This window comes from Qipengyuania sp. JC766 (assembly GCF_040717445.1).
Taxonomy (GTDB): Bacteria; Pseudomonadota; Alphaproteobacteria; order Sphingomonadales; family Sphingomonadaceae; genus JC766.
Genome location: NZ_JBFEFL010000001.1, coordinates 44705 through 70105, shown reverse-complemented (window position 1 = coordinate 70105; position 25401 = coordinate 44705). Strand labels below are relative to the sequence as shown.

22 protein-coding genes and 1 tRNA gene are annotated in these 25401 nt (G+C 64.4%); 11 read left to right on the top strand and 12 right to left on the bottom strand.

Annotated elements, in window-relative coordinates:
- Positions 1–44 precede the first annotated feature (44 nt).
- Entirely contained in the window at positions 45–1547 is a 1503-nt protein-coding gene (locus AB1K63_RS00385) for an MmgE/PrpD family protein (protein WP_366957902.1), read from the top strand.
- Between the two features lie 75 nt (positions 1548–1622).
- On the opposite strand, the gene AB1K63_RS00380 is transcribed toward AB1K63_RS00385, so the two are convergent.
- A complete protein-coding gene (locus AB1K63_RS00380) occupies positions 1623–2801 on the bottom strand; it encodes an amidohydrolase family protein (protein WP_366957901.1) in 1179 nt (392 codons plus the stop codon).
- A 110-nt stretch (positions 2802–2911) separates the two neighbouring features.
- On the opposite strand from AB1K63_RS00380, the gene AB1K63_RS00375 reads away from it, so the two are divergent.
- Positions 2912–3847, top strand: a complete 936-nt coding sequence (locus AB1K63_RS00375) for an acyl-CoA thioesterase domain-containing protein (RefSeq protein ID WP_366957900.1) — start codon at positions 2912–2914, stop codon at positions 3845–3847.
- Complete coding sequence (locus AB1K63_RS00370) at positions 3844–4245, top strand: VOC family protein (RefSeq protein WP_366957898.1); 402 nt, start codon at positions 3844–3846, stop codon at positions 4243–4245. Before AB1K63_RS00375 ends, AB1K63_RS00370 begins: the two co-directional genes overlap by 4 nt.
- A gap of 15 nt (positions 4246–4260) precedes the next feature.
- Here AB1K63_RS00370 and AB1K63_RS00365 read toward each other — a convergent pair whose 3' ends face one another.
- From AB1K63_RS00365 to AB1K63_RS00355, 3 genes are all read right to left on the bottom strand, one after another.
- The gene (locus AB1K63_RS00365; RefSeq protein ID WP_366957897.1) at positions 4261–5589 is read right to left on the bottom strand and encodes a carboxylesterase family protein; all 1329 of its coding nucleotides are present in this window, start codon (positions 5587–5589) and stop codon (positions 4261–4263) included.
- Positions 5590–5666: 77 nt separating this feature from the next.
- The gene (locus AB1K63_RS00360; RefSeq protein ID WP_366957896.1) at positions 5667–7292 is read right to left on the bottom strand and encodes a carboxylesterase family protein; all 1626 of its coding nucleotides are present in this window, start codon (positions 7290–7292) and stop codon (positions 5667–5669) included.
- A gap of 18 nt (positions 7293–7310) precedes the next feature.
- The gene (locus AB1K63_RS00355) at positions 7311–8351 is read right to left on the bottom strand and encodes a dihydrodipicolinate synthase (protein WP_366957895.1); all 1041 of its coding nucleotides are present in this window, start codon (positions 8349–8351) and stop codon (positions 7311–7313) included.
- 356 nt (positions 8352–8707) lie between these two features.
- Here AB1K63_RS00355 and AB1K63_RS00350 point away from each other — a divergent pair, with 356 nt between their 5' ends.
- Entirely contained in the window at positions 8708–10291 is a 1584-nt protein-coding gene (locus AB1K63_RS00350) for a carboxylesterase family protein (RefSeq protein ID WP_366957894.1), read from the top strand.
- A 100-nt stretch (positions 10292–10391) separates the two neighbouring features.
- On the opposite strand, the gene AB1K63_RS00345 is transcribed toward AB1K63_RS00350, so the two are convergent.
- Positions 10392–10482: transfer RNA gene (locus AB1K63_RS00345), tRNA-Ser, on the bottom strand.
- Positions 10483–10777: 295 nt separating this feature from the next.
- Here AB1K63_RS00345 and AB1K63_RS00340 point away from each other — a divergent pair.
- Entirely contained in the window at positions 10778–11848 is a 1071-nt protein-coding gene (locus tag AB1K63_RS00340; RefSeq protein ID WP_366957893.1) for a peptidylprolyl isomerase, read from the top strand.
- Here the strand turns inward: AB1K63_RS00340 and AB1K63_RS00335 are convergent.
- From AB1K63_RS00335 to hemF, 4 genes are all read right to left on the bottom strand, one after another.
- Positions 11845–12234 carry a VOC family protein gene (locus AB1K63_RS00335; RefSeq protein ID WP_366957892.1) on the bottom strand — a complete coding sequence of 130 codons (390 nt, stop codon included), beginning with the start codon at positions 12232–12234 and terminating at the stop codon, positions 11845–11847. The two genes, AB1K63_RS00340 and AB1K63_RS00335, sit on opposite strands and share 4 nt — an antisense overlap.
- Complete coding sequence (locus tag AB1K63_RS00330; RefSeq protein ID WP_366957890.1) at positions 12206–14302, bottom strand: bifunctional (p)ppGpp synthetase/guanosine-3',5'-bis(diphosphate) 3'-pyrophosphohydrolase; 2097 nt, start codon at positions 14300–14302, stop codon at positions 12206–12208. Before AB1K63_RS00330 ends, AB1K63_RS00335 begins: the two co-directional genes overlap by 29 nt.
- 89 nt (positions 14303–14391) lie before the next feature.
- Entirely contained in the window at positions 14392–16356 is a 1965-nt protein-coding gene (locus tag AB1K63_RS00325) for a M1 family metallopeptidase (RefSeq protein WP_366957889.1), read from the bottom strand.
- A 75-nt stretch (positions 16357–16431) separates the two neighbouring features.
- Positions 16432–17289, bottom strand: coding sequence for an oxygen-dependent coproporphyrinogen oxidase (gene hemF, locus AB1K63_RS00320; protein ID WP_366957888.1), 858 nt, complete (start codon positions 17287–17289; stop codon positions 16432–16434).
- 45 nt (positions 17290–17334) lie between these two features.
- Here hemF and pdeM point away from each other — a divergent pair, with 45 nt between their 5' ends.
- The 5 genes from pdeM to AB1K63_RS00295 all read left to right on the top strand — a co-directional run bounded on the left by pdeM (position 17335) and on the right by AB1K63_RS00295 (position 22524).
- Positions 17335–18027: a ligase-associated DNA damage response endonuclease PdeM gene (gene pdeM / locus AB1K63_RS00315; protein ID WP_366957887.1), complete on the top strand. Its 693-nt coding sequence runs from the start codon at positions 17335–17337 to the stop codon at positions 18025–18027.
- A gap of 139 nt (positions 18028–18166) precedes the next feature.
- A complete protein-coding gene (gene infC, locus AB1K63_RS00310) occupies positions 18167–18685 on the top strand; it encodes a translation initiation factor IF-3 (RefSeq protein WP_366957886.1) in 519 nt (172 codons plus the stop codon).
- A 209-nt stretch (positions 18686–18894) separates the two neighbouring features.
- Positions 18895–20214, top strand: a complete 1320-nt coding sequence (locus AB1K63_RS00305; RefSeq protein ID WP_366957885.1) for a cystathionine gamma-synthase family protein — start codon at positions 18895–18897, stop codon at positions 20212–20214.
- A gap of 5 nt (positions 20215–20219) precedes the next feature.
- Positions 20220–21380 carry a formate-dependent phosphoribosylglycinamide formyltransferase gene (purT, locus tag AB1K63_RS00300; RefSeq protein WP_366957884.1) on the top strand — a complete coding sequence of 387 codons (1161 nt, stop codon included), beginning with the start codon at positions 20220–20222 and terminating at the stop codon, positions 21378–21380.
- A gap of 52 nt (positions 21381–21432) precedes the next feature.
- Complete coding sequence (locus AB1K63_RS00295; protein ID WP_366957883.1) at positions 21433–22524, top strand: serine hydrolase; 1092 nt, start codon at positions 21433–21435, stop codon at positions 22522–22524.
- Positions 22525–22530: 6 nt separating this feature from the next.
- Here the strand turns inward: AB1K63_RS00295 and AB1K63_RS00290 are convergent, their stop codons facing one another.
- Complete coding sequence (locus AB1K63_RS00290; protein ID WP_366957882.1) at positions 22531–23064, bottom strand: J domain-containing protein; 534 nt, start codon at positions 23062–23064, stop codon at positions 22531–22533.
- Between the two features lie 172 nt (positions 23065–23236).
- Here AB1K63_RS00290 and AB1K63_RS00285 point away from each other — a divergent pair, with 172 nt between their 5' ends.
- Positions 23237–23389, top strand: a complete 153-nt coding sequence (locus AB1K63_RS00285; protein WP_366957881.1) for a hypothetical protein — start codon at positions 23237–23239, stop codon at positions 23387–23389.
- 53 nt (positions 23390–23442) lie between these two features.
- Here AB1K63_RS00285 and pal read toward each other — a convergent pair whose 3' ends face one another.
- Positions 23443–23964 (bottom strand): peptidoglycan-associated lipoprotein Pal, encoded by a 522-nt coding sequence (pal, locus tag AB1K63_RS00280; RefSeq protein WP_366957880.1) that lies wholly within the window; start codon positions 23962–23964, stop codon positions 23443–23445.
- A gap of 63 nt (positions 23965–24027) precedes the next feature.
- Positions 24028–25401: a Tol-Pal system beta propeller repeat protein TolB gene (gene tolB, locus AB1K63_RS00275; RefSeq protein ID WP_366957879.1), complete on the bottom strand. Its 1374-nt coding sequence runs from the start codon at positions 25399–25401 to the stop codon at positions 24028–24030.

Below are 25401 nucleotides of genomic sequence, written 5' to 3'. Positions count from 1 at the left end.
CAACTGCCGGCCACCCCCGATATGCATGAGGATGGAGAAACCGGATGGGTACTGGCATGACGCGACGCGGGTTGATCAAGGCGGGGACGGCGGCGAGCGCGCTGGCAGTCACCAGGCCGGCACTGGCAGCCGGGCAGGCTGCCGGGGGAACCGCGACGGCTTCGCCGGAGCAGTGGCGCACGATCACGCCTGAACTGACCGGATACATCGCCGGGGCGGCGAGCCATGCGATCCCGGCCGCGATCCGCGAGCGGGCCCGGCTCCACATTCTCGATACGCTGGCCTCGATCGTGGCGTGCCACTCGCTCGAAGCTGCGAGGCTGGGCCGGAGCTACGCCGCCGCCATGTCGCCCCAAGGCGGTAGCCCGATCCTCGCCTCGCACCTGACCGCCTCTGCGACCGATGCCGTATTCGCCTCGGCGATGACCGCGCATGCGGCCGAGATCAACGACTTCATACCGTCGGCCTATGTCCAGCCCGGCCCCGCCATCGTTCCGACCGCGCTGGAAACGGCGCGGCTCAACGGGCGCAGCGGTGCGGAACTGGTCGGCGCGGTTACCGCGGGATACGAGATCGCGGGAAGGCTTCCGAAGGCGATCGGCACGCGCAACCTCTATTACGCCGGTCTCGCCAATCACGGCGTGGCGCCGACGTTCGGCGCGGCGGCCGCGGCGGCGGCGATGATGGGCCTCACGGCGGAACAGGTGGATCATATGCTGGCCTATTGCGCGCAGCAGGCGTCCGGGTCCTGGCAATGGCTGCTGGACGTGCGGCACGTGGAAAAGGCGTTCGTCTTCGGCGGGATGGGCGCGCGCAACGGGATGCAGGCAGCGCAGATGGCGAAGCTGGGCTTCACCGGCGTACCCGCCAGCTTCGACAACGAGAATGCGTGGTTCCGCTGGCGCGCCTTCCAGGGCGAAGGCGCGAACCACGCCTCGCTGGTCGAGGGGTTGCACGAGGACTACGAATTGTCGCTCGCGGCGATGAAGCGCTACCCCGTCGGCGGGCCGACCCAGCCCGCCGTGCGCGCCCTGCTCGACCTGCGCGGGACGGTGATGCCCGGCGAAGTCGAACGCATCACGGTGGCCATGCCCGGCGAGGCCGCGACATTCGAGCGGGCGAACATGCCCGCGCTCAACATCCCCTATCTCGCGGCGATCATCATGCTCGACGGGCATCTCGATTTCGTGTCCGCGCAATCGCTCGAGCGGCAGGCGACCGACGAAGCGGCAAAGGCCTTCGCGCACCGGGTGGCCGTGATACGCGACGAAGCGCAGGAAATGGGGGAAGGCGAGGATCGCACGGAAAGCGCGCGAGTCACTCTCCTTCGCAAGGACGGCACGCGCGAGGAGCGATACGTGGCCTATGTGCCCGGCTTTCCCACCCACCCGCTCTCCAAATCCGAAGTGGAGGAAAAGGCGCACGAACTGGTCGAGCCCGTGCTGGGCAAGGAAAAGGCCGATCGCCTGGTCGCCTTGTGTGACGGCCTGGACAGCGCCGGAACCGTCGACCCGATCATCGATCTGATGCGCTTCGAAACCACCTGACAGGGCCAAAAAAGGGGGAGCATCCACCGGATGCTCCCCGTCAGTCTCCTCGAGGGTGAGCTTGCGTCGGAAAGGCTATTCGGCCGCTTGTGCGAGCGCCTCGCTCTCGCGGTGCATCATGTGATCGTAATTGGTGCGGTAGAACATGTCCTTCACCTCCTCGTCGAAACCTTCGAGCGAGGTCTCGAACTTGCCGAACGGATCCTTCGTGCCTTCCGGATGCGGATAGTCGCTGGAAAACAGGTAAAGCTCGGGCGCGGAGTCGCGGATCATGTGACCCACGTCCTCGTTCGGGAACGGCGTGAAGCGGACCGCGCGCTTGATGTACTCCGAAGGCATCAGGTCCATGTCCTTCAGGTACTGGTCGGTCTTGTTGAACGAGTACCAGCCGTGGTCGAGCATTCGCAGGAATTCGGGCACCCAGCCCGCCCCGCTCTCGATCACGCCGCCACGCAGGTCCGGGAAGCGCTGGAACACGCCGTCATAGACCATCGCGGTGAGGAATTCCTGCGGGGCATACCACAGGCACATGAAATCGGGGAACCGCAGGTTCTCGCCACCGCCATGCAAGTCGGCCGCACGCTCGCGCCCGTTGTTCTTGAACTTGCTCGGCTGGGTTTTCGTGCCCGGCCCGATATGCAGCATGAAGGGGATCTTGTTGTCCTCCAGATACTGCCAGAACGGGTCCAGATCGGGATGGCCGGGGCTCTTGTCGCCCGCAGGACCCGCGCTGAACATCACCGCTTTCGCACCGGCCTCAACGGCCCGTTTCGCTTCGGCCAGTCCCCGCTCCGCATCGTCGAGGGGCGTGAATGCGACGCAATCCATGCGCGGATCGGCATCGCAAAAATCCTGCTGCGCCTTGTTGAGCGCGGATGCGGCCGCGTAGCGCTGGTCGTCGCTCGGTGCCCGGGTGATGGCGGCGAGACCGAAAGTCGGAAAGACGAGCTGGCGTTCGAAGCCAAGCCAGTCGAGCGCCTCGACCCGTTCGTCCTTGTCGAAACCGCCATAGCCAAGCCAGCCCTTGGCACCTTCGATGGGGTTCGCGAGCGCCTTTGCCCGCGCCTCCGGATCGTTCTTGCGAGCCTTCGCGGCGTCGATCATCTGGACGATCTTCTCGCCGCCTTCCCGCTTGGAATACACCTGCGAATACATCTCCTTGTATTCGCCTTCCAGGAAGGGCGCGAGCCAGTCCTGCGTTTCCATCGTGTGCGAATCGGCGTCGTTCACGACGCGGCCCCTTGTGTAGGTCATCGGTCTCTCCATGAATTTCTCAAAGAGGTTGTCACACTAGTTGTTACATTGTCAACCATTCATGGGAACGATCTTGCAAATCGAAGTCTGTCGCCAATTCTAGGATCGGCTTGCCTTCTGCAAGTTCGCTGAATATCGGGTATGTACGCCACGGGAGGGAAGGCATCACCGATCTTGCGAAAATCCTTGCGGTCGACAGGATCGATGCCGCAACTTTCGAAGGCAGGTCCGGTCCCGCGATGGGTCCCCGCCTGTTCGGCGGCCATGCCATCGCCCAGGCGCTTCTGGCCGCGTCGGAAATGGAGGCGGAGGGGCGCCTGCCCCATTCGCTCCATGCGCATTTCCTGAAAGCCGGATCGAGCGCGCATCCGGTGCGGTACGGCGTGACCCAGCTTTCGTCGGGGCGGAGCTTCGCGGTCCGGCGGGTCGACGGCATGCAGGGCGATACGCTGATCTTCACGATGACCGTGTCGTGCCACATCGCGGAGAAAGGCTATGAGCATGAAAGCCCGGCGCCCTTCCCGCTCGATATCGATGCAGCGCTGGCCGGCCTGCAAGAATGGCGCGCGGGCAATAGTGGCGCGCGAAGCGCTCCGATCGTGGAACGACTGCAGAAACGCCCGATCGAGATCGTGCCGGTCGACCCCGGCCTGCTGTTCGGTTCGGAAGGACGCGAGGCGCGAACTGCGGTCTGGATGCGGATGCGCGACCCTGCGAATGCCGACCCCGCTTTTCAGCGTGCGCTGCTGGGCTATGCATCGGACATGATGTTCCTGCGCAATGCGCTGCTGCCGCACGGAATCCGTCCGGGCAGCGACCGGATACAGGCCGCATCCCTCGACCACGCCGTGTGGTTTCACGACACGCCGGACTTCGACAAATGGCACCTGTTCGCCACCGAAAGCCCATGGGCAGGTGCTGCGCGCGGCCTGAATCGGGGACATTTCTTCAGCCTTGACGGTCGCATGGTCGCCAGCGTCGCGCAGGAAAGCCTGATGCGTCCCAAGGACCCCGCCAAAAGCCCTGATCGAAAGGAACCAATGTGAGCACGACCGGGCCAGCCCGCTTCGCTTTCGTCAAACTGACCGTCGCGGACATCGATGCGGCGACCGCCTTTTTCGAAAAAGGTTTCGATCTGACGCATGCCGATACGGTCGATACGCCCGGGTTTCGCGAACACATGATGACGGGCGCGCAGGGGGCGACCACGATCGTCCTGTTTCACTGGAAGGACGGCCGCGCGATAGAAACCGGCAACGGCTATGGCCCCATCGGCATGATCTCTCGCGATCTCGATGCCGACCTGGCCCGGGCGCTGGCTGCAGGAGCCACGCAGAAAGGCGAGACCGTGAATTTCGGGCCGGCGAGGATCGCCTTCGTTCATACGCCTGAAGGCCACGAGGTCGAGATTATGCAAATGGGCGAGGCGGCTCCCGCCGCATAGGCGGGATTTTGGTTCTCAGTCCTCGTCCCGCCACGTCCGTCCGGGCTCAGCACCGTTGGGCGGCGACCGTAGCGTATCGGCCGGCACAATACGCGGCTGCGCCCCCAGCCAGGCGACCGCATGGTCGTTGCTCTTGCTCCGCGCCGGCCAGGTAAAGTCGCCGCCGCAATCGAGCCGGGTGGCGGCGGTGTCGGCCTTGGCGAACGCAACCCAGCAGGAATGCACCAGCGATGCGACGCGCGTATCCTCTGCACTCGGACCCTGCGGCAGCAACTGGTAGGTCGCCAGAGTTTCGAATACGAAGGGCAGTTCGCCCGCATGCGGTGCGCCGTTGGGATCGCGCTCTCGCAAGGCTTCGGGCACGTAGTCGAAAAAATACTGGAACACGGGCGTGCCGGTTTCGGCCAGTTCGGCGATCCGCTGCGTGCCGACCAGCCGCCCTTCGTCCGAATTGGTGCCCAGCATCAGCAGCACGTCGTGTTCCTGCCCGGCTTCGAAGGTTTCCATGATGGAAGCGGTTTTCACCGTCCCGTCGATGATCGTGCGCAAGCCGAAGGCGGCGGCGCGATCGGACAGGAAGCGTTCTGCCGGCAGGGCACGAAGCTGCTCGGCGGTCGCATTGGGCAGACCCAGTGCCGCCGCGGACGCCTCGCCACGTGCCTCCGCCTGTGCAAGCGGAGTGCCGGGCGTCGGCAGCGATCCGGTCGACTGGAAGATCGCTTTCTGAAACAGACCTTCGGCCAAGGGCGACGTCACGAGATTGGCCGTCATCGTCGCGCCGGCACTTTCGCCGAAAAGCGTGACGTTGCCGGGATCGCCTCCGAACCTCTCGGCATTCTCCTTTACCCAGCGCAACGCCGCGATGGCGTCCATCAGCGCGTAGTTCGCGTTCGGACCATCCCCTTTTTCCGCACTCAGTGCGGGATGCGCCCAGCCGCCCAGCCCGCCGAGGCGATAATCGATCGTCACCAGCATCACGCCGTCGCGCGCAAAGGCATCGCCGTGATAGGTCGGAAGATTGCCCGAACCGACCACGCCGCCGCCCCCGAACAGCCAGACCATCACCGGCGCCTTGCGGGCACCCGACGGGGCCCAGATATTGAGCCTCAGGCAATCTTCGGACACGGGGCCGGCATAACCACCGGGATTGGGCGATCCGTCATCGTTCACCGGCTGCAGGCAGGCAGGGCCGAAGCTCTTCGCCGGCTTCACCCCGTCCCAAACGATCGGCTCCGGCGCGCGCCAACGCAGATCGCCAAACGGAGGCTTGGCGTAGGGCACGCCCCGGAAGACTAGGGCGTCGTCTTCAAGCGATCCCTCCAACGCTCCCGATGTTGTTCGCACCACCGGATCGGCACCGACGTCACCGGTTGTGGCGCAAGCGGAAAGGGCAAGCGCGCCGATCAGGATACAGGGCCGCCTCACAGGCCACGCCCTTCCGGCAGGAGGCGCTGCAGCAGCACGCGCTCCTCGCCATCGGGGTCGTTCACGACTTGCGGATCGAGATCGAAGATCATCGTCGCCCGACCTTGCGTGTCGTAGGCCGGCCATTGCGGCAAGGCGGCCGTGTTGGGGTTGCCGGTGCGGGCAAAGGATATCCACGCATCGGCCATCAGGTCCGCCATACGCCTGGTCTCTGCCGTTTCGGGCCCCGTGAAGCTCGTGGAGCGCGCGACATTGTCGAACACGAAAGCGATGTCGAGCGCGTGCGGGGTCTCCAGCCTTCCGCTTTCGACCGGGGTCTTCCAGTCGAGCCGGTACATGTAGACAGGCGCGCTCTGCTCGCTCTTGCGCTCCGCCTGCAGCAGCGCCGTGCCGCGATAGTTACGGAAGGTGGCGACCTGGAAGAACACGTCGCTGGCATCGTAATCCGGATGCGCCGCGCGCATGCCGGTGATGATCTCCTCCACATCCGCATCGCCGGTGAAGGCTTCCAGCTTCGCGGGAAGCTCTTCCCACGTCAGCGTGAAGTTCTCCGGACTGCCGAGCCCGCCCTGCAATCGCATTTCATTGTTGTTGGTACCGACCAGCAGCGGGATATCGGCTGAAAGCGGGGTAGCGTCGGGCGTATAGGGCTGGCGCTTGAGGGAGCGGCCGTCGACCACCGGGCGATAGAACGCGCCTTTCGTGCGCGATTCCATCATCGCATCGACCAGTTCGTCGATCGGCATCGCTGCCAGTTCGTCGACGCTCGATACGCCGGCGGTGTTCATCAGGTCTTTCGCCAAGGGCGTGGCGACACGGGGCGTGAACCCCGCAAGCGACATCGAACCGGATTGCGCAATTGCGCGGTGGAACAGGCCCCGCGCGTCCTCCATGCCCATCAGGGTGGACACCTTTGCGGCCCCACCGGACTCGCCGAAGATCGTCACATTGTCGGCATCCCCGCCGATCTCGTCCGCATGGTCGCGCACCCATTCCAGGGCCTTCACGATATCGAGGCTGCCAACGTTGCCGCTGTCAGCATAGCGCGGATCGTCGGTCAGATCGCCGAGATAGGAATAGCCGAGAGAATTGAGCCGATGGTTGAGCGTGACGACGACCACGTCGCCGCGCTCCGCCAGCCGCGATCCATCGTATCCATTGCTGGATCCGGAGCCAGTTACGTAGCCGCCACCGTGCAGCCAGACCATGATCGGACGCTTCATTCCATCGCCGAGGCCCCGGGTCCAGACGTTGAGGAACAGGCAATCCTCGCTCGTCCCGACCGAATTCTCCCACGATTGGAAAACCGGTACCTCGCCCATCGGTCGCTGCGGACATTCGCTTCCGAACGCGGTCGCCGCGGCTGGCTGCACCCAGGGCTGCGGGTCGACTGCACGTTGGAAACGCATCCCCTCGGTCGATGCCGCGTAGCGAACACCGCGGAAAACGTTCACCGAGCCGGTCGCGCCTTCGCGCGATCCGGCAACCGGGCCAAAGTCCGTCTGGAGTACGGGCGCGGCTTCGGACACGGACGTCGGGACGCCGTTTTCGGTTGTCACGCATGCGCCAAGCCCGAGCGTACCGGCGGCGGCAAGAACCATCCAGAGTGTGCGTATCGTCATTTTCCTCTCCCTGATGTCCTAATCTGGCGAATAGTTCGGCAAAGCGGTCAGGTCGGAGGCGCGCACTCCGCGTGCCCACGCCGCCCGGCCGACGATGAATTGCTCTTCGGGCGCGTCGGTCGGCTCGAGACCGGACGCGCGATAGGCGGCGCGCATTGCGGCGCGTGCTTTCGCATCGAGTACGGGGATCGCACCCTGGGGCGCATGCGGATCGTCGGGAAGCAGTCCCCCGTTGCCGCCTGCAAGCCACTGGTAATAGCGGTTGTGCTGCCAGGGATGGCCCCCGGCGCGGATCACCGGTGCCTGCAGCGCGAAGAAGTGCGCCAGCGCAGGTCGGATTTCACCCGCGAGTGTATCGACCTGTTCCATGTCACCCGCTGCAGATGCTGCGAGCCATCGGTTTCCGATCTGCTTTTCCGGGGTTTGCACCGCCTCCGCATTCCACTGTCCGCTCCAGGCGATTTCGAAATCTCGCGCGAGTGCAGGCAGGAAGTCGAGGTTGACGGGCCCCATCGATATCCGGTCACCGAGACGTTGACACAGTTGCACGGTCGACGTCAGCGAGACCGGCTGCGAGATCTTCATCCCGACGACATTCTCGAGGTCGGCAATCCGGTCGTAGACATCGATCGGCTGGCCCTCCGGTCCCAGCGCCGGGAAGGCTCGCCGCCCGGTTGCGGCATAGAGCATGACGGGAAGCGGTGTCGCCGTGATTCGTCGCGCCATCAGGTCGTGCAGCTGGTCGGCACTGCTGTCGGAAGGATAGGACGACGCGAGCAGCACCAGTTCGACGCCCAGCTCTTCCAGCCTGGCGAGAAGACGCAAGTCCGCTTCGACCTTTCCGCTGGCAAGGATGGCATGGACAGGCAGGTCGCCGCCCGCCTCTTCGATCAGGATGCGATGGAATTGGGCCCATCTGGGATCGCCGGGCACAGTCCAGTTGATCATCGGAAGCGTGCCCGAAAATCCTTGCGCGATCGCATGGCGAACGTCGTGCCGGATCGCTTCCTCATCCAGCGTATGCCCGTCTTCACGGAAGGTGGGCAGGAAGAGATTCATCAAACCGCGCAGGTGCGTTTTGGCCCAGGCGCGCTGTCGCGAGTCGACCTGTGGCTCCAGCCGGACGCGTATCGGTTCCACCGCAAGAGAGCTTGGCGCGACCATCAGGGCCACGGCCCCCGCGCCCGCCCCGGCAAGCACCTCCCGGCGCGAGATCCGTACTCGGTCCAAATCCTGCCTCTCCCCTTCGCGATATACTCACCGAGCAAGGAACCCGGATTTCTAACGAAAACCATTCGCGTTTGATCGCCCGTGCTTCGTGACATACCGCATTTACGAAAAAGACTTAACACGCAAGACCAATTGGTTCTAGTGTCAGCAGCACACGATGTAAGAACCTTATTGGGAGACTGGGGATGATGACGCGACGACAGACACTCGGATCGGCACTTGCGCTCGGCGCTACCGCCATGGCGCGGCCAGCATTCGCGGCGGGCATGTTCCCGATCGTCGAGACGGCACATGGCAAGCTGCGAGGACTGGAATCGGGCGGCGTCTCGATCTTTCGTGGCGTGAGCTATGCCGCCGACACGTCCGGCGCCAACCGCTTCATGCCGCCGCAGCCAATCGAACAATGGCCGGGCGTGCGCGATGCTCTCCACTGGACCGACGTGGCTCCGCAAATTCCAGGCGACCGGCGGCACACCTATGCCGACCTCATCATGGTCGATCGCAATCCCTCCGGAATGGGTGAGGACAATCTGTCCCTCAACCTGTGGTCGCCCGGTCTCGATACGAACGCGAAAAAGCCGGTGATCGTGGTGCTGCACGGCGGCGGGTTCTATTCCGGTTCGGGGAATTCGGTAGGCATGGACGGGGAAGCGATGGCGCGCTTTTCCGACTGCGTGGTGATTGCGGTCAACCACCGCCTTGGCGCGTTCGGCTTTCTCCACTTGGCCGAATTCGGCGGAGAGGACTTCGCCACATCCGGCACCGTCGGGATGCAGGACATCGTGGCCGCGCTGGACTGGGTGCGCGAGAACGTAGCCGCCTTCGGAGGCGATCCGAACCGGGTGCTGGTCTACGGCCAGTCGGGCGGAGGCGCGAAGACGAGCGTGCTGATGGCCATGCCCGGCGGCAAGGGCCTCTTCCACCGCGCAGGGGTGATGAGCGGTTCTGCCCTGCGGATGATGCCGCCCGAAATGGCCAGCGCCACAGCGAGGCGCCTTATGGACGCGCTCGAAATCGCACCGGGCGACGTGCGTAGGCTCCAGGATGTACCGTGGACCGTCCTGCTCGAAACGCAGGCCAAGCTGGAAGCTGCCGACCGCGCGCGGGGCGAGGCTCCGGGATCCTTCGCCCCGGTGGTCGACGGTATCGCGTTGCCCCGCCATCCCTGGTCACCCGATGCGCCCGCAATTTCCGCTGACGTTCCGATGATCGTATCCTCGGTACTGGACGAGCGATCGTACCGCATGGGCGATTTCGCGATGGACGAAGCAGGGCTGGTCGCCTTCGCTAGAGAGCGGCTCGGCGACCGGGCGGAGGAAGCCGTGGCGGCCTACCGCGCCGAAGACCCGGATGCGAAAGCCTTCATCCTCGCCGCGCGGCTCGATTCCGACCTGACCTTCCGCAAGGGTGCCTTCGCACAGGCCGAACTCAAGGCGAAACAGCCCGGTGCGCCCGTATGGGCATATCTCTGGACCGAACCCAGCCCGGCAGCCGACGGACGTTTTGGCGCGGTCCATGGCATCGACGTCGCACCCAGCCTCTACAACACGCGTGGTGCCTTGAACGGTTCGAGCGGCGAAGCGAACGCCTTGGCCAAGGCCATCGCCTCGAGCTGGGCGGCCTTCGCAGCCAACGGCGATCCCAACAACGAGCATGTGCCCGAATGGAAATCGTACTCGGCACCCGAACGCGCCACAATGATCTTCGATCAGGACCTGAGGGTGGAGAACGACCCGCGCGCAGAATTCCGGAGCTATTGGCAACCCTGAGGCAGTAGGACTACCCACTCGATCCGTCTTCCCGCAAGGGCCTGCCAAACTTTTTCAGGCTATATGCCAGAGAAGCGAGGATACGGGGTTCCTCGGATTATGGCGGAGCGGGAGGGATTCGAACCCTCGATACGGGGTTACCGTATACACACTTTCCAGGCGTGCGCCTTCGACCACTCGGCCACCGCTCCGCATCCCGTGCTGCCTTGCCGCGAGCGGCCGACCTGTCGGGAAGGCGCGGCCCTAGCGGCGATGGCAACGCTTCGCAAGGCAGGAAGCGCAGTCGCGATTTCGCGGGTGGGAACCGCTTCTCGTGCCCGAGCGTAAACGAGAACCAGCCAAGGCGATGCTGCGCGGAATGGCATTCCCTGCGAACATCGCCGAGAAGCCCCTTTCCGCCCCCGAAAACGCGTGGAAAGGGGCTTTTGGTGTGCTTGCCGACTGTCGGCCTTTCACCTCGCGACCGTTCGTGGCAGACCACATGACATGAAGAGCATCGCCATCGCCGCCGCCGCCATCGCCTTGCCGCTGGCGGCACAGGAACCCGATAATGCCGCCCCGTCACCCGGGGAAATCGTCGCCGAGGCAGGCGCGGACGAGTGGATCGCCATCGCTCCAGACGATCTTGTGGTCATGGAACTTGCGCCGCGGGCGGACGGAACCGAGAGAAAAGTCGTCATCCAGCTGATGCCGGCCCCCTTCAGCCAGGGCTGGGTCGAGAACGTGCGGACATTGGCTCGTACGGGATACTGGGAAGGCAGTTCGGTCAACCGCGTGCAGGACAATTACGTCGTGCAATGGGGACAGCCCGATCCCGGCACGGGCGGTGTCGAGAAACCGGTGCCGGAAGGCCTGCGGGCCATGGGCGAAGAAGCGTACACCGCGCCCTTCACCCCTGGCATGTTCGAATACAGTTACGACCGCTGGGGCCGCGGCCCCGCGATCAGGCCGAACGCACCGATGGCGCGAAACATGAAAGCGCCGGAACCGCCCGACTACTCCGACCCCTATGCCGGATATGTCGGCTTCGCTGCCGGCTTTCCCGTGGGCATGAATTACGAATTGGACCGGGAATACCCGATCGACGGGTTCACGCAGGGCGCCTTCGTCCCGGACGAGGTCTGGCCGGTGCATTGCTACGGCATGGTCGGCGTCGGACGTGACCTGTCGCCGAATACCGGGGACGGTTCGCAACTCTACACGGTGATCGGGCAGGCGCCCCGCCATCTCGATCGGAACATCGCTCTGGTCGGGCGGATAATTGCGGGCATTGAGCATCTTTCCAGCCTGACGCGCGGATCGGGGCCACTGGGGTTCTACACCGAAGAGGAAGCGTCCCTGCGTACGCCCATCCGGTCGGTTCGCGTCGCGAGCGATCTGCCCGCGGACCGACGACCGGAATTCGAGTATCTTGATACGGACGGAAGCACGTTCCTGCGCTATACCGAGGCACGCGCAAACCGGCGCGATCCATTCTTCAACGTCCCTGCGGGAGGAGCGGACATCTGCAACATCCCGGTGCCCGTACGGGCAATTGCCGAAAGTGCGGCGGGCTAGATCTTCTGCATGAACTCGATTCGGTTTCCGAACGGATCGAAGGTGAAGAACCGGTCGAAACCTTTCACGGGGTTGTCGTCGTGCGTTGCGTAGCCGGCTTCTTCGAGGCGTTTGCGTAGGGCGCCCAGATCGTCGGTCATCAGCGCGGGGTGTGCCTTCGCGGCCGGGTGGAAGTCCGCATCGACGCCGATATGGACCTTGACCGATCCGCTTTCGAACCAGCAGCCCGTCTTTGACAGGTTGTCCGGTTTGCGGACTTCCGAAAAGCCGAGCGGCCCGGTGAAGAATGCCCTCGCGCGGTCTTCACCGCCATCCGGGATGGCGAGCTGGACGTGATCAATACCGGTGAAGGCCACGTCAGACGCGCTCGGCCTGAGCCACCGCATCGCTGGCGCGCAAAGCACTGAGGATGCGCGTGAGGTGCGCCACGTCCTGCACTTCGAGATCGACCTCGTAGACGCCGAAAGGATGTTCGTGCTGCGAAAGTTCGAGCGCGGTTATGTTCGCCATGTTCTGTCCGAAAATGCTCGCCATTTCAGCGAGGGCGCCCGGCCTGTCGTACAGGGTGGCGCGCAGACGTCCCGTCGCCCCGACCGACTGCTCGCCCCATGAAAGGTCAAGCCAGTCGGAATCGATACCGCTGGCGAGTTCGATGCAGTCGATGGTGTGAACCTCGACCAGTTCGCCAGGGTTGCGCAGGCCCACGATGCGATCGCCGGGCACCGGATGGCAGCACTCGCCGAGCTCGAAGCCCACCCCAGCCGTAAGTCCCCGGATGGATATGGCATGTTCGCGCTTCGTCCAGTCGCCCGCCTGCTCGGCATCCATTTCGGCAGTGCAGCCCGGCACGAGCGCTTCCATGACTTCACGATCGGTGAGCTTCGCGGCGCCGACTGCGAACATCAGGTCCTCTGGCTCTTCCATGTCGAGCCGCTTCAGCGCCTCTCGGATTGCCTTCTTCCCGATCTTGGCCGGCACCCGGTCGGCAATCTCTTCGAACAGCTTGCTGCCGATCTCGGCGACCTCGGCGCGTTCCTTCTGTCGCACCGCGCGGCGAATGGCGGCACGCGCCTTGCCCGTCACCACGAAGCCGAGCCACGACGGCTGGGGCTCGGCCCGCTCACCCTTGATGATCTCGACCACGTCGCCGTTCCCGAGCGGCGTTCGGAGCGGCATGTGGCGGCCGTTGATCTTCGCCCCCACCGTCTGTCCACCGAGATCGGTATGGACCGCGTAGGCGAAATCCACCGCCGTCGCGCCCTTCGGCAGCTGGAACAGCGCTCCTTTCGGTGTGAACGCGAAAATCCGGTCCTGATAGATCGCGAGGCGCGTGTGTTCGAGAAGCTCGTCCGGATCGTGGCTCTGTTCCACGATGTCGAGCAATTCGCGCAGCCAGCCGACCTGACCGTCCGGCCTGTCGCCCTGCTTGTACGCCCAATGGGCGGCTAGGCCGAACTCGTTCGTCCGGTGCATTTCCTGCGTACGGATCTGCACCTCTACCCGCATCGAATTCTCGTAGATCAGCGAGGTGTGGAGCGAACGGTATCCGTTGTTCTTCGGCGTCGAGATGTAGTCCTTGAACTTGCCGGGAATGAACTGCCAGACCTGGTGCAGGACCCCGAGCGCGCGGTAGCAGTCACCGACATCGGCACACACCACCCGAAACGCGAAGATATCCGTCACTTGCTCGAACGGCAGGTGACGTTCCGCCATCTTCCGCCAGATCGAATAGGGATGCTTTTCCCTCCCGGAAACTTCCACCTGCAGTCCCGCTTCGGCCAGCGCCTGCTTTATCGCCAGCGCGACGGCGTCCACTTGGCCACCATCCTGCATCTTGAGCTGTGCCAGCCTGCCGGTAATCGTCTTGTAGGCTTCCGGCTCCAGCTGCTCGAAGGCCAGCAACTGCATTTCGCGCATGTATTCGTACATGCCGACCCGCTCCGCCAGCGGGGCGTAGATATCCATGGTCTCGCGCGCGATGCGCCGGCGCTTCTCCGGATTGGATATGAAATGCAGCGTGCGCATGTTGTGCAGGCGGTCGCCCAGCTTGACCAGAAGGACGCGAATGTCCTCGCTCATGGCCAGCAGGAACTTGCGCAGGTTTTCCGCCGCGCGCTCGTTCTCCGGCATCTGCTCGATCTTGCTGAGCTTGGTCACGCCATCGACCAGGCGCGCGACATCGGTGCCGAAATTGGCCTCTATGTCGTCGATCGTTGCCAGCGTGTCCTCCACCGTGTCGTGGAGGAGCGCGGTCATGATCGTTTCCTGATCGAGCTTGAGATCGGTCATCAGGCCGGCCACTTCGACCGGGTGGCTGAAATAGGGGTCGCCGCTGGCCCGCTTCTGGCTGCCGTGCTTCTGGACGGTGTAGACGTATGCGCGGTTCAGCGCCGCTTCGTCGGCGTCCGGGTCATATTCCTTGACCCGCTCAACTAGTTCGTACTGGCGCAGCATCGCAGTACGGAATGTGTGCAATGCAGCGTGTCAGGGCAAGCGCAAACATGCGCTTGCCCTGAACACTTATGATGTGCTCCCGTCGAAACTCAGGGCGCTTCTTGCCCCGGCGCTTCGTAACCCAGCGTCTCGTCGACGCTGCTGCGGGTGTAGGCGTGATAGCCACCGCGCGTCTGGTCGTAGATGCGCCGCGCGATCGGCTTGCCCCATTCGGTGTCGTTGAGTGCCGTGAAAAGCGGACTGACGAACTTGTTGCGGCCGACGCGTGCCAGGAACCTCTCGGCCTGCGGCACGGCGGGATCGTATTCGTTACGCAAGGCAGCTTCGAGCCACAGGAACAGCACTTCGTTGTTGCCGGCGTTCGAAAGGCCCAATGCGGTGTCGAGCTCGGCAAGCTGCTCGTCCGACAGGTCCTGCGGCAATTCTTCAAGGAAGCGGCGCTGCGACGCTGCGGTCCAGCCTTTCCACTCCTGCGCTTCCGGCAGGGTACCGTCGACCGAATACGCCTGCACCGCGGCATCCGCATCGGCGAACGCTGCCGGATCGGGTGCCTGCGCGTTGGCGGGAATTCCGGTGCCGTACACCCAGTCGTCCAGCATCAGCCGTTCTTCGAGTTCGGTATCGTCCCCGATCAGGTTTTCCCGCATGTCGGCCAGCATCATCTCGGACGTGATGGGCTGGAAGGCATGGCTGTCGAACCATTGCGTCAGCCAGGCGTCGAACTTTTCACGCCCGACGATGTTTTCGACGGTTCGCAGGAATACGGTACCCTTGTCGTAGATGGCGGGGCCGACGGTGTCGAACGGGCTGATCTCGTCCGGCGATCGCATGGCGGTGGTGGGGTTGTCTTCGCTTGCCTCTTCGACCGCTTCTTCAAGCGAGGCGTAGCTCAGCGCGTATTCCTGCTCGGCCCGTTCCTTGCCGTAGACCTGCTCGGTAATGCGGCTCTCAATGTAGGAAGTAACCCCTTCGTTGAGCCAGCCATCACGCCAGCTGGCATATGTGGTGAGGTTCCCCGACCAGCTATGTGCCAGTTCGTGCGCGATCAGCCCGTTGTTGGACCTGTCGCCGGCAATGAAAGTCGGCGTGAGGAACGTCATCACCGGGTTTTCCATCCCGCCATACGGGAAGGACGGCGGCAGGACGATCATGTCGTAGCGACCCCAGCGATATTCGCCGAAAAGGTCGATACCGGCATCGATCAGCTCTTCGGTATCGCCCAGTTCCTCGGCTGCCGCGTCGATCATTTCCGGTTCGGCCCAGACTCCGGAGCGCGGTCCCAATTCGCGGAATTCGATGTCGCCTGCGGCGATCGCGATAAGATAAGGCGGAACCGGCTTGTCCATGACGAAGCGGAAATCGCGGCGCCCCTCCTCTTCGGAAACCGGATCGCCCTGCACCACACCGCTCATCACCACGTTGAGCGGCTCGGGGGCGGATACGGTCGCTTCCCAGGTCTGGCGGATGCCGGGGCTGTCCTGCGTCGGGATCCAGGTCCGGTTGTTGATCGCCTGTCCCTGGCTGAACACGAACGGATGATCCCCTCCGGCGGTCTGCTCCGGGCTCAGCCACTGCAGCGCTTCGGCCTGCGGGGAGGACGTGTACTCGATCAGGATGCGGTGGGTGGCCGCCAGTTCGTCTTCGGCCAGGTCGGCATCGCGTTTAAGGCGCTGCTCGGGCAACTGGATCGTCAGCGGCTCTCCCTTGCCTTCCACTGTTTCGCCCATTTCGAACTGCAGTGCATTGCCGTCCGCATCGGTGACACCAGCGATCTGAAGCCCGTTTGAGTCGAGCACGATTTCCCGTGCGTCATCAGCAGCCAGTACGTCCAGCGTGGCAAGGCCGCCGATGGTTTTCGCATCGAAGTCCATCGCCAGGTCGAGATCGACATGCGTCACCCGCGCCTCCTGCGGCCGGGCGAACGTCTGGTCGTCGAACGCCTGCTCGCTCGTCAGGAGAGGCGCGATCGGCGCGCGTTCCGAACTCTCGGCACCTCCCGGTACGTTGCAGGCCGCAACCAGCACGGCGAGGAAGAGCGAAGCGATGATGCGCATGAAAGTCAGTCCGTTCTGCGGTGGATTTCGGATGAAACTACATGATGGAGCCGCACTTGCCAGCCCCTGAATGTGTCAGGACCAGACCGCCCGGGGCGGAAGGCTCATCAGGATGGCATCGATATTGCCGCCGGTCTTGAGCCCGAAGAGGGTGCCTCGGTCGTACACCAAGTTGAATTCGGCGTAACGCCCCCGCCATTCGAGCTGGGTCCGGGCATCCGCCTCGGTGAAGCTGCTTTCCATCCTGCGCCGGACCAGCTTGGGAAATATGTCGAGAAAGGCATCGCCCACGTCCTTCGTGAATGCGAAATTCCTCTCGAACGCCGCTTCGTCATCGCACTCGAGGTGGTCGTAGAAGATTCCCCCCACACCTCTCGCCACGCCGCGATGGGGAATGAAGAAATAATCCTCCGCCCACTTGCTGAAACGTTCGTAATAAGTGGGGTTGTGGGCAGCGCAGGCCGCACGGAAGCGCGCGTGGAATTCCTGCGTGTCTTCCTCGTACGGTATCGGCGGGTTGAGATCGGCTCCGCCACCGAACCACGCCTTGCCGGTGGTCAGGAAGCGGGTGTTCATATGGACCGCCGGAACGTGCGGGTTGGCCATGTGGGCCACAAGGCTGATCCCGGTCGCGGTGAAGCCGGGGCTATCCGCGCTGGCGCCGTGGATCGATCCGGCGAATTCCTGGCTGAAATTACCACGCACTGTGGATACGTTGACGCCGGCCTTTTCGAATACCTTGCCCTTGATCAGTCCCCGAACGCCGCCGCCGGGGTCGGCATTCCCGTCCTCTTCCCGGTCCCAGGGAGCGTACTCGAACGCGGCATCCGATCCCGCCTCGCGCTCGATGCTCTCGAACTCGGCGCAAATGCGATCCCGCAGGCTCTCGAACCATTGCTGCGCGCGGGCTGACTGGTCTGTCCGGTCTGTCATGCAGCCACCCTTGCCAACCGGGTTCGCCTACGGCAAGAGCGCGGCATGGTTCCCGTTTCGTTCGCCGGTGAAGAATTCCTGCTGACACGCGGCAACGCGCTGTACTGGCCGCGCGAAAGCGCCCTGCTGGTCGCCGACCTGCATCTGGAGAAGGGGAGCTTCTTCGCCCGGCACGGGCAGATGATCCCACCCTACGATTCGCGCGAGACGCTGGAGCGGATCGCCCTCGCGATCCGGGAAACGGGGGCCCGGCGGGTCTACACGCTGGGCGATAATTTTCACGACAGCGCCGGCAGCGTGCGGCTGGAAGATCATGCCGCCGGAATGCTGGCCGCCCTGACGCGGGCGGTCGACTGGGTTTGGATCACCGGTAATCACGACCCGGCCATGGAAGCGGCCCAGGGCGGCACGATCGCGGAAGAGCTCGAAATCGGCGGCCTTGTCCTGCGGCACCATGCCCGCAAGGGCGAGACAAAGGGCGAGCTTTCCGGCCATTTCCACCCGCGCCTCCATCTGACGGTCAATCGCCGACGCATTCGCCGGGCCTGCGCCGTGATGAGCAGCAACGATAATGGAACCGGCCGGCTGATCCTGCCCGCATTCGGGACCTACACCGGCGGGATGGACGCGGCCGACCCGGCAATCCTTTCTGCGATGCAGCCGGCCCAGTCGATCGAGGCCCTTGTGGCGGCCGGCGGCCGCCTCGCGCGGTTTGCGCTCTGGCGCGCGGCGGCGTAGGGCAATTCCTACATCGTAGCGCAAAAATGGCTGCCGGACGGCAAAACGCTGGCGAATCCGGAGCATCGCGCCTAGATGGCTCTTTTCGTCACAGGCAATATCAGGAGACTGCCCCATAGCCCGTCCACCACGTCGTTCCATGCAACCGCCGATCAAGAGCGGCCCGCGCTACGACAATTTCATTCAGTCGCCGAAGGTCCGCGTGATCGATCACGAAGGTGAGAACCTCGGCGTCATGTACACCCGCGAAGCGATCGAGCAGGCCCAGGAAGTCGGCCTGAATCTGGTCGAAGTGTCCCCCAACGCGGACCCGCCGGTTTGTAAGTTCCTCGATGTCGGCAAGCATCGCTACGAGGCGCAGAAGAAAGCGAACCTCGCGCGCAAGACGCAGAAGACCCAGGATATCAAAGAGGTCAAGATGCGGCCGAACATCGACACGCACGATTACGATGTGAAGATGCGCAACGTGGACAAGTTCATCGAGAACGGGGACAAGGTAAAGGTCACGCTCCGCTTCCGCGGTCGCGAGATGGCACACCAGAACCTCGGCATGGACCTGCTCAATCGCGTCCGGGACGATGTGGAAGAGATCGCGAAGGTCGAAGCCTTCCCCCGGCTGGAAGGACGCCAGATGCTGATGGTGCTCGCGCCGAAATAGCCGGCGCGAGTTACATTGAATGCCCCACGGCAACAACTGTTGCTAACCGCAGGTTGAAGCGCCGCTTCACTCGCTGTAATCGACGCCCTGCAATCGCCAGCCGGTGCAGATGCGTTCCTGCGGAGGTTAGGAACGGGCGGCCCGGAAACCTGTTCTGGCGCCCCTCGGCTCCTGCCTTCCTGGGAGCGTAGCACAGGAAGACCCCGACGATGACCGACGCCGTCGACGCGACAGAGAACCCCACCCCCCGCCGCAATCCCAAGCCGGAGATCGGCAAGCTGGACGGGCGCCAGATGAAGCCCAGCACGCTGATGATGGGTCATGGCTACGATCCGGCCCTGTCCGAAGGATCGCTCAAGGCACCGATCTTCCTGACCAGCACCTTCGCGTTCGAGAGTGCGGCGGCCGGAAAGCGGCACTTCGAAGGGATTACCGGACTTCGCGAAGGCGGTGCCGAAGGCCTCGTCTATTCGCGTTTCAACGGGCCCAACCAGGAAATTCTCGAAGACCGGCTAGCCATCTGGGACGGCGCGGAAGAGGCGCTGAGCTTCTCGTCCGGCATGACCGCCATCGCCATCCTCATGCTGGCGGCGTGCAAGGCGGGGGACGTGATCGTCCATTCCGGACCGCTTTATGCCGCTTCGGAAGGCTTCGTCGCCAAGACGATGGCCAAGTACGGCGTCACCTATGTCGACTTCCCGGCCGGCGCCAGCTCCGAGCAGCTGGACGAGGTGATGAAAAAGGCCAAGGCGCAGGCGGAACAGCAGGGCGGCGAAGTTCCGCTCATCTATCTGGAAAGCCCGGGGAATCCGACCAATGCGCTGGTCGATATCGAAGCGGTGAAAGCGGCGCGCGACGCGCATTTCGATGCCGACAAGTGCCCGATCGCGATCGACAACACCTTCCTCGGCCCGCTCTGGCAGCGGCCGCTGGACCATGGCGCGGATCTCGTCGTCTACTCGCTGACCAAGTATGTCGGCGGCCATTCCGACCTCGTGGCGGGCAGCGTCGCGGGAAAGAAGCGCTTCATAGATGCGATCCGGGCGCTTCGTAACACGATGGGCGGCATCGCCGATCCGAATACGGCATGGATGCTCCTGCGGTCGCTGGAAACAGTCGAACTGCGCATGCAGCGCGCCGGCGAGAACGCGGCAAAGGTCTGCGCTTTCCTGAAGCAGCACCCCAAGGTCGATGGGCTCGGCTATCTCGGCATGATCGAGGACGAGCGCCAACAGGACATCTACGACCGCCACTGCCTCGGCGCCGGATCCACCTTCAGCCTGTTCCTGAAGGGCGGCGAGGAGGAATGCTTCCGCTTCCTCGACAACCTCAAGGTCGCCAAGCTGGCCGTCAGCCTCGGCGGCACGGAAACGTTGGCAAGCCATCCGGCCAGCATGACCCACCTTTCGGTCGCGCACGGACGGCGGCAGGAACTGGGCATCACCGACAGCCTCGTGCGGATCAGCATCGGCATCGAGGACGCCGACGACCTCATCGCCGATTTCGAGCAGGCGCTGGAAGCGGTCTGACGCGCATGGCGCACACCGCCAGGATCCTGCTCCTCGGTTCGGGCGAGCTTGGCCGGGAATTCGTCATCTCGGCCAAGCGGCTCGGCGCGTATGTCGTCGCCTGCGACAGCTACGCGAACGCCCCGGCGATGCAGATGGCAGACGAGGCCGACGTGTTCCCGATGCTCGATGCCGATGCCCTGCGCGCCGCCATCGCGCGCCACGCGCCCGAATTCGTCGTGCCCGAGGTGGAAGCGATCCGGACGGAAATCCTGGCCGAGGTCGAGGCCGAAGGTGTGCACGTGGTGCCCTCCGCCCGCGCCACGCAGATGACGATGAACAGGGACGCGATCCGCGACCTGGCGGCGAACGAACTCGGGCTGCGCACGGCGGCCTTCGCCTATGCGGAGTCGCTGGAGGAGGTCCGCGGCGCCGGCGATACGGTCGGCTATCCCTGCATCGTCAAACCGGTCATGTCGTCCTCCGGCAAGGGCCAGAACACGATCCGCGGTCCGGCGCAGATGGACGAGGCGTGGGAATACGCCGTGGCCAACATGCGCGGCGACCGCAGGCGGGTGATCGTCGAGGAGTTCGTCGAGTTCGATTACGAGATCACGCTGCTCACTATCCGGCACCAGGGCGGCGTCAGCTTCTGCCCACCGATCGGCCATCGGCAGGAACGCGGCGACTATCGCGAAAGCTGGCAGCCGGCGGCGATGCACGACGACGCGGTCGAGGCGGCGCGGACCATGGCGGCCAAGGTTGTCGAAAACCTTGGCGGGTACGGCCTCTTCGGCGTCGAGTTTTTCGTAAAGGGCGATGAGGTCATCTTCTCGGAGCTCAGCCCCCGCCCGCACGATACCGGCATGGTCACGCTGGTGACCCAGAACCTTTCGGAGTTCGACCTGCACGCCCGCGCCGTCATGGGTCTGCCGGTGCCGCAGGAAATCCGCGCACGGCCGGGCGCGAGCGCCGTCATCCTGGCCGACCGCGAGAGCGACAGCGTGTCCTATTCCGGGCTGGCAGACGCCATGGCCGATGGCGCGGATATCCGCGTTTTCGGTAAGCCCGTGACGCGTCCCTATCGCCGCATGGGCGTGGCTCTGGCGACGGGACAGGATACGGACACTGCTCGGCAGGCAGCAGAGGTCGCCGCCGCGAAGGTCCGTCTGACATACGGCGACTGATGCCCGCACGGTACGGATTGCCAACACCGCCTCGCCTTCCCATTTCGGTGGGATGAAGACCGCCGTCAAAGCCGCCCTGCCCGTATTCGCCCTGCTTCTGGTCGCGTGCGACGACACCGCCATCCAGGCTGCTAAAGGAACCGAAGAAGCGGCGGAGCAGGAACCCGACCTTTCGGCGGAGCCGGTCGCCACGCAGGGCCTGCACCAGCCCACGCTCGATCGCGCGATCGGGATGGCAGAAGCCCTTCCCCAGTTGAATGGCATGGTCATCATGCGTGACGGGGAAACGCTCTTGGAGCGGCGGTTCAACGACGGCGCCCCGCTGGACCGGGCGGTGAACATCAAGTCCGCATCGAAATCCGTCCTGTCCGCGCTGGTCGGGATCGCCATCGAACGCGGCGTTCTGGATGGCACGGACCAGCCGGTCGTTTCTGTGCTTTCCGCCGATGCACCGGCCGATCCCGATCCGCGGCTCGCGCGGCTCACGGTCGGCAATCTCCTATCGATGCAGGCCGGGCTGGAGCGCACCTCGGGTGCGAATTACGGCGCATGGGTCTCCAGCCGCGACTGGGTCGCCGATGCGCTCGGCCGTCCCTTCGTGGACGAGCCGGGCGGCCGGATGCTGTATTCGACCGGGAACACGCACCTGCTCTCGGCCATGCTGACGCGCGCGTCGGGGCGCGACACACTCTCGCTCGCGCGCGAATGGCTCGGCGCCCCGCTCGGCATATCGATCCCGGCCTGGGCCACCGATCCGGAAGGCATCTATTTCGGCGGCAACGACATGCGCATGAGCCCGCGCGACCTGGCCCGCTTCGGCGAGCTCTATCGCAACGACGGGGTACTTGATGACACCCGCATCCTGCCGGAAGGCTGGGTGGCGCAAAGCTGGACGCCGCGCGCCGTCTCGCCGTGGAGCGGCGAGGATTACGGATATGGCTGGTTCGTCAGCGAAAGCGGCGATCATCCGCTCTACTATGGCTGGGGCTACGGTGGACAGATGGTCTACGTCCTGCCCTCGCTAGAGCTGACCGTCGTGATGACGTCGGACATAGATGCCGAGCGCGGCAGCGATCATATCGGCGCTCTCAGGCGGGTCCTCGACGAAGGGATCGTGCCGGCTGCCGAACGCGGCGCTGCCTAGGCTTCTTCAGCCCTTCCACTCCCGCCGCTCCTCGGCGGCCTTCAGGACTTCGTAGGCGACCTGCAGCTTCTGGAATTCGGCCGCGGCTTCCGCGTCGCCCGGCTTCACGTCCGGATGGACCGTCTTGGCCTTTTCGCGCCAGGCCTTCTTGATCGTGGGAAAATCGGCGTCCGATTCCAGTTCCAGTACGTCCAGCGCGCGCATTTCGTCGGCGCTGCGGCTGCCATCGCCGCTCCCGCCCCAGCCGTAATGCTGCGATTCGGCGTAGCCTGCGCTTTCCGCCCGTTCGGACTTCGCGCGCGCCGCCTTCTCGGCCTTGTCCAGACCTTCGAAATAGTCCCACTTCCGGTTGTATTCGGCCGCATGGGCCTGGCAGAAATACCAGCGTTCGTTGCTGTTGGGTGCCTTGGGCGCCGGGCAGTCGCCCGGCTCCTCGCATCCGTGCCGATCGCAGATACGGACCGTCGTGGCCTCGCGCGAGGAGCCGTAGCCGCGCCAGCGGGGAAACCCCCAGTCGTTGGAACGTCCCGCGCGGCTCATGCGGGGAAGAACAAAGTCGTTGGCAGAATGCGCATCGCCACCGGTCTAAGGACGCTGGCCCGGAATTGAAAGAGATGCGACCGAACCGGCGTAGCAATTCCTGCAACGTAACCCGGCGTTCACCGCAGCATGCCAAGGGCGTGCCGATCCAGCATCGAAGGTCCGAAATTCCATGAGTAGCCAGTTGCGCGCCGCAGCCGCGATTTCCGTCCTGACGATGGCGCTTCTCGCCGCCATCGCCGGTGCCGGCGGGCTGCCGGAGCAACCGCACGTTACGCTCTGGCACGGACCCGAAGCCGGTCCGGTGGCGCAACTCCCGCAATAAAAAAGCCCCCTCCCGGCCGGGAGAGGGCTTCCCTAAATCGCTTGCAGCGTCGCTCAGTTGATGACGACGGACGCCGCGCGGCGGTTCTGCGCCCAGGCGCTTTCATTGGATGCGAGCGCAACGGGCCGCTCCTTGCCGTAGCTGACCGTGCGCATGCGGTTTGCGGCAACACCCAGGCTGACGAGGTAGTTCTTGGCCGAATTGGCGCGGCGTTCCCCGAGAGCGAGGTTGTATTCGCGCGTGCCGCGCTCGTCCGCGTGACCTTCGATCGTGACGGTGATCTGCGGATAGCGCTGGAGGTACTGTGCCTGCGCCTGAAGGATCGCAGCGTCGGTGCTGTCCACATTGTAGCGGTCGGTGTCGAAATAGATGACGTTCTGGCCGTTCACGGCATTTTCAAAGTGTTCCTGCGAACCGACGACCGGCGCCCCGGATGTGGCCGGACCCTGCGTGCCCGTATCCACGGTTTCCTCTCCGCCGACCGGGGGAAGCTGATCGGGAGCGTCCTTCTTGCCGCAAGCGACCAGAGCGATGCTGCCGGATACGAGAACTGCCATTGCAACACGGTTATTCATGAGCCTCTCCTTGAGACAAAGTGGAAACTGGGTGCGACCCCAAGCTGCCCTACGGGAACGCCGTTACGGCAAAATCGGTCCCCACGCCGGATCCGATCCGTCGACGGGGGTCTGGAGGCGCCTCTCGTTCCGCCCGGTCAGGTCGACCTGGTACAGCGCCGTATCGCCGCTTCCGCGCTCGGTCCGGAAGAACTGGATGATACGGCCGTTGGGCGCCCATGTCGGGGCCTCGTCCTGCCAGCCGCGGGTAAGGACGCGTACGTTGCGGCCGTTCGGATCCATCACGGAGACGTTGAACGTGCTCGAATTGGTAAAGGCGATCTGGTCGCCGCGCGGGCTCCATTCGGGCGTGGCGCAGCGTCCGCTAAAGCTGATCCGGCGCTGGTTCGAACCGTCGGCATTCATGATGTAGCACTGCTGGTTACCCGACCGGTCGCTTTCGAACACGATCTGGCTGCCGTCGGGCGAATAGGACCCGCCCACATCGATCCCGGGCGCATCGGTCAGCCTGACGCTGGGCCCGCCCTGCGCGGACACGCGGTAGATGTCTGTGTTGCCGCTGACGGACATCGAATACAGGATCCACTGCCCGTCGGGGCTCCAGCGCGGGGCCAGCGTGGGATAGTCGTTCTGAGTCACCAGCGTCTGGCGACCGGTCTCGATATCGTAGATGTAGATGCGCGGATTGCCGTCGACATAGCTCAGATACAGGATGCGCTTGTAGTCGGGCGAATATTTCGGCGTCAGCGCGGTCGACCGGCCGGTGGTGATGAACCGGTGGTTCGCGCCGTCGCTGTCCATGATCGCGAGGCGCTTCACGCGATTGTCCTTCGGACCCGTCTCCGCGATGTAGGCGATGCGGCTGTCGAAGAAGGGATCCTCGCCCGTGAGGCGCGAGAAGACCATATCGGCGCATTTGTGCGCGGCGCGGCGCCACTGGTTCGGCTGGATGGTCCATCCGCCGCGGGCAAGCTCGTTGCGCAGCGAGACGTCGTAGAGATAGCAGCCGACCGTCAGCCGGCCGTCGGCCTGCGGGCGGACATAGCCGTGGACGAGCATGTCGGCGCTGCGGTTGGTCCAGGTACCCCAGCTGGGCTCCGACACATTGGCGAAGGACGGCTTGGGCAAGGCGTCCGGGCCAACGGGACGGAACAGGCCGTTGTTGCGCAGGTCGTTGTAAACGACGCGGGAGACTTCCGTGGCGAGCGCGCCGGTGCCGGACGCATTGGCAGGCGTCGCCTCCTCGCGGCTCGCGACGAAGCTGGGAATGGCGATGCCGATGTCTTCCCAGTCGCTCTCGTCGGTCACGGAGCCCGAAAGGCCCTGCTCTTCTTCCGTCTGGATCTCGACATCGGCCGGCGGCGGAGCGCCGAGGTCCTGCGCCGCCGCCGGGGCGGCGATGCCGAGTGCAAGGATGAGAGAGATCACGATACGCAT